Source organism: Staphylococcus pettenkoferi, from assembly GCF_002902685.1.
Lineage (GTDB): Bacteria > Bacillota > Bacilli > Staphylococcales > Staphylococcaceae > Staphylococcus > Staphylococcus pettenkoferi.
Genome location: NZ_PPRN01000045.1, coordinates 1 through 7,755, shown reverse-complemented (window position 1 = coordinate 7,755; position 7,755 = coordinate 1). Strand labels below are relative to the sequence as shown.

At 34.7% G+C, this 7,755-nt stretch carries 18 protein-coding genes; 17 read left to right on the top strand and 1 reads right to left on the bottom strand.

Features of this window, described 5'->3' with window-relative positions; all coding sequences use genetic code 11:
* Positions 1-27: 27 nt before the first annotated feature.
* The gene (locus tag CD126_RS09020; RefSeq protein WP_103370357.1) at positions 28-252 is read right to left on the bottom strand and encodes a hypothetical protein; all 225 of its coding nucleotides are present in this window, start codon (positions 250-252) and stop codon (positions 28-30) included.
* 55 nt (positions 253-307) lie between these two features.
* Here CD126_RS09020 and CD126_RS09015 point away from each other — a divergent pair, with 55 nt between their 5' ends.
* From CD126_RS09015 to CD126_RS12485, 17 genes are all read left to right on the top strand, one after another.
* Complete coding sequence (locus tag CD126_RS09015) at positions 308-619, top strand: DUF771 domain-containing protein (RefSeq protein WP_103370358.1); 312 nt, start codon at positions 308-310, stop codon at positions 617-619.
* Positions 620-880: 261 nt separating this feature from the next.
* Positions 881-1,105 carry a DUF2483 family protein gene (locus tag CD126_RS09010; RefSeq protein ID WP_088606589.1) on the top strand — a complete coding sequence of 75 codons (225 nt, stop codon included), beginning with the start codon at positions 881-883 and terminating at the stop codon, positions 1,103-1,105.
* A complete protein-coding gene (locus CD126_RS09005) occupies positions 1,098-1,769 on the top strand; it encodes an ERF family protein (RefSeq protein ID WP_103370356.1) in 672 nt (223 codons plus the stop codon). Before CD126_RS09010 ends, CD126_RS09005 begins: the two co-directional genes overlap by 8 nt.
* The gene (locus CD126_RS09000) at positions 1,769-2,191 is read left to right on the top strand and encodes a single-stranded DNA-binding protein (RefSeq protein WP_103370355.1); all 423 of its coding nucleotides are present in this window, start codon (positions 1,769-1,771) and stop codon (positions 2,189-2,191) included. The genes CD126_RS09005 and CD126_RS09000 overlap by 1 nt, the downstream gene beginning before the upstream one ends.
* A 10-nt stretch (positions 2,192-2,201) precedes the next feature.
* Positions 2,202-2,870: a putative HNHc nuclease gene (locus CD126_RS08995; RefSeq protein WP_103370354.1), complete on the top strand. Its 669-nt coding sequence runs from the start codon at positions 2,202-2,204 to the stop codon at positions 2,868-2,870.
* Positions 2,871-3,004: 134 nt separating this feature from the next.
* Positions 3,005-3,346 (top strand): helix-turn-helix domain-containing protein, encoded by a 342-nt coding sequence (locus CD126_RS08990; protein WP_103370353.1) that lies wholly within the window; start codon positions 3,005-3,007, stop codon positions 3,344-3,346.
* A 118-nt stretch (positions 3,347-3,464) separates the two neighbouring features.
* On the top strand, positions 3,465-3,779 hold the full coding sequence (locus tag CD126_RS08985; RefSeq protein WP_103370352.1) for a hypothetical protein: 315 nt from the start codon (positions 3,465-3,467) through the stop codon (positions 3,777-3,779).
* Between the two features lie 4 nt (positions 3,780-3,783).
* The gene (locus tag CD126_RS08980) at positions 3,784-4,140 is read left to right on the top strand and encodes a hypothetical protein (protein WP_103370351.1); all 357 of its coding nucleotides are present in this window, start codon (positions 3,784-3,786) and stop codon (positions 4,138-4,140) included.
* Complete coding sequence (locus tag CD126_RS08975; RefSeq protein WP_103370350.1) at positions 4,133-5,383, top strand: DnaB helicase C-terminal domain-containing protein; 1,251 nt, start codon at positions 4,133-4,135, stop codon at positions 5,381-5,383. Before CD126_RS08980 ends, CD126_RS08975 begins: the two co-directional genes overlap by 8 nt.
* The gene (locus tag CD126_RS12150) at positions 5,380-5,589 is read left to right on the top strand and encodes a hypothetical protein (RefSeq protein ID WP_103370349.1); all 210 of its coding nucleotides are present in this window, start codon (positions 5,380-5,382) and stop codon (positions 5,587-5,589) included. The genes CD126_RS08975 and CD126_RS12150 overlap by 4 nt, the downstream gene beginning before the upstream one ends.
* The gene (locus CD126_RS08965; protein WP_103370348.1) at positions 5,573-5,803 is read left to right on the top strand and encodes a DUF3269 family protein; all 231 of its coding nucleotides are present in this window, start codon (positions 5,573-5,575) and stop codon (positions 5,801-5,803) included. The genes CD126_RS12150 and CD126_RS08965 overlap by 17 nt, the downstream gene beginning before the upstream one ends.
* 8 nt (positions 5,804-5,811) lie before the next feature.
* Positions 5,812-6,213, top strand: coding sequence for a RusA family crossover junction endodeoxyribonuclease (locus tag CD126_RS08960; RefSeq protein ID WP_103370347.1), 402 nt, complete (start codon positions 5,812-5,814; stop codon positions 6,211-6,213).
* 1 nt (position 6,214) lies between these two features.
* Positions 6,215-6,430, top strand: coding sequence for a hypothetical protein (locus CD126_RS08955; protein ID WP_103370346.1), 216 nt, complete (start codon positions 6,215-6,217; stop codon positions 6,428-6,430).
* A 10-nt stretch (positions 6,431-6,440) separates the two neighbouring features.
* Positions 6,441-6,860, top strand: coding sequence for an SA1788 family PVL leukocidin-associated protein (locus CD126_RS08950; protein ID WP_103370345.1), 420 nt, complete (start codon positions 6,441-6,443; stop codon positions 6,858-6,860).
* Entirely contained in the window at positions 6,847-7,101 is a 255-nt protein-coding gene (locus tag CD126_RS08945) for a DUF3310 domain-containing protein (protein ID WP_240626085.1), read from the top strand. Before CD126_RS08950 ends, CD126_RS08945 begins: the two co-directional genes overlap by 14 nt.
* Positions 7,094-7,582 carry a nucleoside 2-deoxyribosyltransferase gene (locus CD126_RS08940; protein WP_103370343.1) on the top strand — a complete coding sequence of 163 codons (489 nt, stop codon included), beginning with the start codon at positions 7,094-7,096 and terminating at the stop codon, positions 7,580-7,582. Before CD126_RS08945 ends, CD126_RS08940 begins: the two co-directional genes overlap by 8 nt.
* Positions 7,582-7,755: SAV1978 family virulence-associated passenger protein (locus CD126_RS12485; protein WP_421673276.1), on the top strand; the 174-nt coding region annotated here is incomplete at its 3' end. The genes CD126_RS08940 and CD126_RS12485, both read left to right, overlap by 1 nt.

Here is a 7,755-nt window from a genome sequence, read left to right as displayed (position 1 = left end):
CCAAAAAACAGTAGACGCTTTGAACAATTATTTGAGTAAAACGTTGTCGGATAAACGCTCTAGCGTATCAGCAAGTAGGGTTGCTGAATAACTAGTATTAAGTTCGATTATATAACTAAATAATGCGTTTATATCGACATTCCCATCAAAATCTGTAATTTCATCCATCTTGGAATCAATTTCTTCTTGAGTGAAGAACTTGGATTGGACATGATTAACAGATTCGATAACTATATCTTCATATTTTGACATATATATCACCTCCTCATAAGGAGTATAGCAGAAAAAATAATAAGGAATGATTACTATGCCACAAACACTTAATGTATCAGTACCAATTCCAGACACACATGTACTCATAGAAAAAGAAGAATACGAAGAACTGTTCAACTACTCTTTAGATCCGGTCTGGGACTTAAAAGATTTAAAGAAAAAGTTAAAGATGTCTTCTGATGACACGATTAAAGATAGATTGTTATTCAATCCTAAATTTGAAAAGATCTTGAAGAAACAAGGGATAGCACACTATCCAGATGAAAGTTTTAACAGATGGAGATTCAACGCAAGAAAGATGAATAAATTTATCGATGAACATTTCAATGAAATACACGGCAAATAAAGGAGGTGATGAAATGAAGTATCTATTGGCATACCTAACAATGATTATCGTTGCATTAGCACTTGTGTTATTAAGATTCCATTTAGCTACAACACTAGTTATTAGCTTATCCGTATTACTAATTGCAATCCCATTCTGGAAGACTTGGATTGAAGAAATAAAAAAGACTGAATGCTAACTCGCGCTTAGCAAACAGTCAAAAAAACTAATTGGAAAGTAAACATAAATTAATTATACCCCAAACTTATGGAGGTAATCAACTTGAAAGAGACGATAACGTATTTAATCAAACGTAAAGATACAGAGTTATTTGTAACTAATAAACCAACTGACAGAAATGGCGACATCAGTTATTCGACAAACTTTAACCGTGCTAGAGAATTTAATGGCATAGAAGACGCAAGTATAGACATGACAAACCATGTCGCTATTAAACATACGCACATTGAAAAAGATGAATACGAGGAGGTTACTATAGATGACTGAAAAATTGAATCTATATCAAAAGATTGCAGATGTTAAAGCGAACATAGACGGATTCACAAAAGATACAAAGGGCTTTAACTATACGTATGTAAGTGGTTCTCAAATTCTACACAGAATCAGACAAAAGATGATAGAACACAATCTATTATTAGTGCCGCATTTAGAAGATGAAGAATATGAGCAAGTAGAACTAACACGCTACAACCATAAAGCAAAAAAAGAAGTGACTAGTACAGAGTTTGTAGTAAAGGTAAATCTAACTTATACGTGGATTAACGCAGACAATCCACAAGAAAAATTAGAAATTCCTTTCTATGCCATAGGTCAACAACAAGATCCATCACAAGCATTCGGCACTGCGCTCACATATTCGGAACGTTATTTCTTGATGAAATTCTTTAACATTCCAACCGACGAAGATGATGCAGATGCTAAGCAAAAGCAAGAGCAGTATTCAAAAGCAGATAATAAACAAATCAAACTATTGCATGAAGAAATTAAAAACTTTTTAGATTTAATGACTTCCCTTAATAAAAAAGTGACTGAAAAACAAGTAAGAAATCAATTTAATATACCAGATGATAATAAGATATCTCAATCCCAAGCAGTAGGGTTTATTAAACAATTACAGTTAACTGCTAGCAAATATAAGGAGGACAAATAATGAACTCAATCAATCTAATCGGAAATTTAGTCAACGAACCGAAAGTATATGGACAAAATGGGAAGGTTATTAAATTTATGGTAGCGGTACAACGTCCATTTAAAGATAAGCAAACAGGTGAATATGAAAGTGACTTTATCCCTTGTATTGCCTTTAGTAAGACGGCAGAAATTATCAGTAATAACTTCAGTAAAGGTAGCAAGATTGGTATCACAGGACGTTGGCAATCAGGAAGATTTGATAAAGATGGCCAAACAGTCTATACAAACGATTGTGTTGTAGAGAATGTCACCTTCATTGAACGTAAGTCTAAACAGCAAAATCAAAAATCTAATCAATCATTCAACGCTAAGCAACCAGTATCACAAGATGATAATCCGTTTGAAAATACTGATATAAGTTCAGACCCGTTACCGTTTTGAGTTGATTTAAATGGCGATTATAACGAATTATATTCAGCAGGAAGACGGTACGACAACTGTAGTAGTTAAAGATGTAGAACTATCAAGTAAAGATTTTTTATTACTTGACAACGATTTAGAAGTTGAGTGTGACGTAGATGTTTTAGATCCTTATCAGATTACAGATAAGCAACGTCGTAAAATATTTGCGATGTTGCGTGACATCTACGACCACTTTGCCCAACCGATTGAGTATTTACGCTACATGTTTCAAAAGCAATTAGAGTTACTGAATGGCTATGAACCTATCTCATTAAGCAACTGCACTCGACGACAAGCGAGTGAGCTAATCGAACTTATACTCGATTTTGTATTCGAACATAATATACCCATGAGAAAGCGCACAAGCGCTCTCATGAGCAATGACAAGTATTTCTTATACAAATGTACTGTAAATAGAGTTTGCGTTATATGTGGCGCACAGAACGCCGAGTTGGCACACCGATATGCAGTAGGTAAAGGACGCAATAGACATAATATAAATCATAAAGATAACCAAGTTCTAGCTTTATGTCATTCGCATCATTCGGAGCAGCACCGTATTGGCATGGACTCATTTAATAACAAGTATCACTTAACTAATAGTTGGGTGGATGTAGATGGGAAATTAAACAAAATGTTGAAAGGAGAATCAAAATGACAAAAAAAGACCATATCATTTATTTATCGTTAATTTTCCTAAATTTGATAGCGATTGTTCTTTCGGTAGTTTCCCTGATAGTTCAGTTTTAAAGTAGATGAGCGCTTAAATAAGATGTTGAAAGGAGTGAGTAGATGAATAACTTTTCTAAAGAAAAGATAGAAACTGGATTCACGCAAATCCCTAATGAAATTTTACGTAATCCTAATACAACCGCAAAAGCTAAATGGTTACATTGCTATCTCATTAGCAGACCTGATGATTGGACATTTTATCTATCAGAAATAGTTAACAACACTAAAGAAGGTCGTACAGTAATAGAAAATGCAATGAATGAATTAATAGAACATGGTTATGTAACCAGAACAAGAATGAGAGACAAACAAGGAAGACTAGGTGCATATCATTATCATGTACGGTATACACCAGTGCAGGTTTCCTACAGTAGATTATCTACAGTAGAAAACCTACAGTAGATTAACTACAGTAGAAAACCTACAGTAGATTAACTACAGTAGAAAACCTACATCTACTAATACTGATAGAACTAATACTGATTTAACTAATAAAGACATTAATAATACTGATAGTAATATGAGCGCAACTAAAGTTACGCAAGAGCAATTCAACCAATGGTGGAATTTATATGATAAGAAATTAGATAAGAAAAAAGCATTTAGTTTATTTAAATCAGCATTAAAGAAACATGACTTTGAAACGATTATGAATGGAACTAAAGCATATAAGAAAACAATTACTAACAAACAATATCAAAAATATCCTAAGACATTCTTATCACAAGAAAGCTATATGAACGATTACAGTAAAGAGATGCCTAAATCGATAGGAGAAAGCAACAAAGATACTGGAGGGAGCTATTTTGAACGAGTTAAAAATGGGGAGGCATAATTAAATGGGAATGACTAAAAAAGAAGCTACGACAATTATGAGTTTACTTGAAACTGCCTTCGTTATGAACTTTCCTAAAGACGATTTAAAAGCAAAGTTGTGGGTCGAACAACTTACTAAGTACGGTGATTACGATAGATCATTACACAAGACTAAAAAATATATACGTGAACATAAATTTAAACCCACGCTATCTGAAATTGTAGATAGCAAACCTAAACAATCAAACGACGCCGTAATACCAGAAGAAGAAACTCACGAGTACAGAATGAAGCACGATCCTGAGTACGCTAATAATCGTGAAAAATTAAAGCGACAGTGGGAGAAAATGAAACAAGAATGGATGGGTGAAGATGACTAAAATAGATGTCTTAAACACCGAAGAGGCTATTGTCTCCAACCTTATGCACAATCCTGACTTACTAGGCAAGTTGAAACTTAAACCACAAATGTTTACAGACGATAAAATTCAAGGCTTTATCCAATATGTAATGGACAACGGAAAAGTTGATGTGAACCAAATCTATTTCAAAAGCCGTGAGGACAAGAATTTTATATCTACAAAACGATTAGGTGATATATACAATTCAGACGGCACAGACAAAGTGTTCTTCATGCAAGATCAGATGAATTTATTACAAAACTATGTGATTAGCGAAGCTCAGAAACAAGCTAATGAGTTTAACAACATGCCTACGCAATCAAACTTCAATTATCTCATAGAGCAACTACAACAATTAAGCAACATGAGAATAAATAAAGACAACCCAACAGACAACTATCTTATGGAATTGATGGATAACATATTATCAGACAAACCTAAAGACTTTATCAAAACAGGGATTAAGTCGGTTGATAACAAAATTATAGGCTTTGAGGCTGGCCAATTAAATGTGTTAGCTGGCAGGCCTTCAACCGGAAAGACTTCACTAGCATTGAACATCATGTGGAACATTGTTTTGAAAGGTTATCCTACGACATTCTTTAGCCTTGAAACAGGTGGTAGTAACATCGTTGAGCGTTTGGTATCAAGTATTACCAATATACCTTTGTACAAGATAAAGCAAGCTGATGGATTAGGTGATAAAGGTACAACGCAAGTGATGAATGCGATAGACCGAATTAAAAAGCATAGTAACTTACGTATCGAAGATCAAGCTCAAATGACTCCTCAAGATGTAAGAGAAAGAGCGATGGATCAATCGGAATTACCACATGTGATATTTATCGATTATTTAACTTTGATGCAATCAGATGTTCCACAACGAGATAAACGTTTAGAAGTCGAAAAGATTAGTCGTGATTTAAAAATCATAGCGAAAGAAACAGGATGTGTAATTATAGCATTATCTCAGCTAAGTCGTGGTGTTGAATCACGTAATGATAAAAGGCCAATGATGAGCGATTTAAGAGAAGCTGGTGGCATTGAACAAGATGCTAATATGATTTTCCTATTATATCGTGAAGATTATTACGATAAAGATCTAGTGGATAACGACACAGGCAAATCTGATATAGAGTTTATCATAGCTAAAAATAAAGACGGAGAAACAGGCACAGCAGAACTTGAGTTTTATAAAAAATCTCAGAGGTTTTACGGATGAAAATAAATGAACTACAAGAGACGTTAAGACGTATGTACAAGGAATATGAACGAGAACCATTAATCCAAATGCGGATTATCGATTGGGGCAAAACAATCAATCGATTATTAGATGAGAAACGACTCAACATTTTTGATGACTTTGAAGAAAATAAAGATTTCATATTTGACGAAATGGAGGCATTTAAGCATGCAAGAAGAGAATGACCAATACTATCTGTTTACTTCAGAGAGTGAACGAGTATTTAGAGTGACTGAATTAGGTGACGGTGATTTTTACGTAGATAATCTAGCAGGACAACGCTATTGGAACGTTGATAGCAAAATGATGACGCCGAATTCGCTAAATAAATTCAAAGCAAATCATAATCTATATCTTGAAGAAGAGTTAAATAGTCAAGCGACTATCTTTGATATGTAGGTGAGCGAATGGAAACGATTGAAATTAAACTTGATAAGCCTGTAGCGTCACCACGTCCGAGATTCAGACGCATGGGCAAGTATGTTCGAACGTATATGCCAAAGAGCTATGAAGACCATAAACAAGACATCCAGTGGCAGTTACCAATGTTGATGATTGATAAGCCTATAAAACTTGAACTTGAGTTTTACTTTCCACCGTTAAAGTCATGGAGTAAAAAGAAATGTAACGAAATGATAGGTCAGTACAAAGGCAAAAAGCCCGACATTGATAACTTAATGAAAACGGTCCTAGATGCTGCGAATAAACACTTGTGGCAAGACGATGGTCAAATTGTAGAGATAAAGAGTTTTAAACGATTCTCAGATAATCCAAGAATTGTTTTAAAACTAGAAGTTGTGGAGGGATGACATGGATTATAAAGAAACGAATGTCAAAGTTGAACTGAATATCAAAGCACAACTCAATGTGCCAGTTACTACTAAATCAACATATGACTATGATGACGAAATTCAAGACGAGATAGATCGACTCTTCTATGAGTTTGTGAGAAGACCGAGACTTATTGAGTACGAAGACCTTGAGTTTTTAGATATTGATGACGTTGAAATAAAAGATATTGATTAGGAGTGAGAACATGGGAAAAACAATTAATTTGCCAAAGAAAAAGGACAATAAAGGTCGCTTGTGCTATCTAACAACAGATGGCTCAAAGCCTTATTACATTCCTGTTGATGTATATAAAAATGCTGTAAATGTAGGTATGAATCATAAAGAGATTAAACAAGCGTTTAAACAAGGGATTCGCAATCTCAAACGATCAATTAAATACAGAGAGAATCCAGAGGCATTTGAAGAAGACAAGGAGAAACAAAAGGCATTAGACGTTAAACGAGATAGAAAAGATAAGCTCTCTCGTTTAGCAAGAATCACTCAACACCGTAACGTCTCTTCTGCCGAAATGGTAACAACATACAAAATACGTGATGATTACTGGTTTGAAAATACATTTAATCAAATGTTTGGAAAGTGGGGTCAGCGCCATGCAAACAAATGATATGCAACAACGTAAACGCAAACAGATGAACGACGTCCCTTGTCATTATCAAGGCGCCGATGGAATTGATGTTATTGAGTTCTGTCGCCAACAATTTACGCACGAAGAATTAGTAGGTGCTTTGAAATTCAACATTATCAAATATGCTACTCGTTTAGGGCGTAAAGAAAATGATTTAGAAGACTTGAATAAGATTGGCGTTTATCAACGTCGTTTGAGTGAGGTGCTAGATAATGAGTAGAAAAGTGTACTTGGGTGGCGATATGCTTTCTCACGGCCAACAAATGAGAAGAGAGTTTGAGAAAAAGGAACTCGAGCGCTTAGGGTTTGATGTCTACGCACCACAAGATGATGACGACGTTAATGATAAAGTAAATGCTAATCAAGAGGGATTAGCAGAACGTATCGTTTATAACGACACAGCAGGTATTTACAAGAGCGATATACTCATCTTTGACTATTTGCCCCATGCACAAGGGACGATAGCAGAAATGGGCTATGTACATGGGTTACTGCAATATGTAGATAACGATAAATATGACATCTACGTTCAATGTACTGATGTTAGACAAGGTACTGGTCATATACCGAGTGAGCAAGATCGAACAGAGTTCTCGATAAATCAGTATGTGTATGGTGTGATACTAGATATTACTGAAGGTCGAGGTATTCAAAGTTTTGAAGAAATCTGCCAAGAACTTATTTCTAATGAGGAGTGGTAATGATGATAGATTACTTTAAAAATAAACACTACCTCTTAAATAATGATGGCAAAAGAGTAGCACATGTTCATATTATCAATGGATTGTATAAAGTATGCGGTCATTATCGGACAATGTATCACGGATTGAAATTTCGGTTTAATAAGTCAGAGTTTGAACAGTTTTTAAAACAC

What these genes read in the sequence shown, in the direction of transcription:
- CD126_RS09020 (WP_103370357.1), bottom strand. Translation starts at nt 252, where the DNA reads ATGTCAAAATATGAAGATATAGTTATCGAATCTGTTAATCATGTCCAA.
- CD126_RS09015 (WP_103370358.1), top strand. Translation starts at nt 308, where the DNA reads ATGCCACAAACACTTAATGTATCAGTACCAATTCCAGACACACATGTA.
- CD126_RS09005 (WP_103370356.1), top strand. Translation starts at nt 1,098, where the DNA reads ATGACTGAAAAATTGAATCTATATCAAAAGATTGCAGATGTTAAAGCG.
- CD126_RS09000 (WP_103370355.1), top strand. Translation starts at nt 1,769, where the DNA reads ATGAACTCAATCAATCTAATCGGAAATTTAGTCAACGAACCGAAAGTA.
- CD126_RS08995 (WP_103370354.1), top strand. Translation starts at nt 2,202, where the DNA reads ATGGCGATTATAACGAATTATATTCAGCAGGAAGACGGTACGACAACT.
- CD126_RS08990 (WP_103370353.1), top strand. Translation starts at nt 3,005, where the DNA reads ATGAATAACTTTTCTAAAGAAAAGATAGAAACTGGATTCACGCAAATC.
- CD126_RS08985 (WP_103370352.1), top strand. Translation starts at nt 3,465, where the DNA reads ATGAGCGCAACTAAAGTTACGCAAGAGCAATTCAACCAATGGTGGAAT.
- CD126_RS08980 (WP_103370351.1), top strand. Translation starts at nt 3,784, where the DNA reads ATGGGAATGACTAAAAAAGAAGCTACGACAATTATGAGTTTACTTGAA.
- CD126_RS08975 (WP_103370350.1), top strand. Translation starts at nt 4,133, where the DNA reads ATGACTAAAATAGATGTCTTAAACACCGAAGAGGCTATTGTCTCCAAC.
- CD126_RS12150 (WP_103370349.1), top strand. Translation starts at nt 5,380, where the DNA reads ATGAAAATAAATGAACTACAAGAGACGTTAAGACGTATGTACAAGGAA.
- CD126_RS08965 (WP_103370348.1), top strand. Translation starts at nt 5,573, where the DNA reads ATGCAAGAAGAGAATGACCAATACTATCTGTTTACTTCAGAGAGTGAA.
- CD126_RS08960 (WP_103370347.1), top strand. Translation starts at nt 5,812, where the DNA reads ATGGAAACGATTGAAATTAAACTTGATAAGCCTGTAGCGTCACCACGT.
- CD126_RS08955 (WP_103370346.1), top strand. Translation starts at nt 6,215, where the DNA reads ATGGATTATAAAGAAACGAATGTCAAAGTTGAACTGAATATCAAAGCA.
- CD126_RS08950 (WP_103370345.1), top strand. Translation starts at nt 6,441, where the DNA reads ATGGGAAAAACAATTAATTTGCCAAAGAAAAAGGACAATAAAGGTCGC.
- CD126_RS08945 (WP_240626085.1), top strand. Translation starts at nt 6,847, where the DNA reads ATGCAAACAAATGATATGCAACAACGTAAACGCAAACAGATGAACGAC.
- CD126_RS08940 (WP_103370343.1), top strand. Translation starts at nt 7,094, where the DNA reads ATGAGTAGAAAAGTGTACTTGGGTGGCGATATGCTTTCTCACGGCCAA.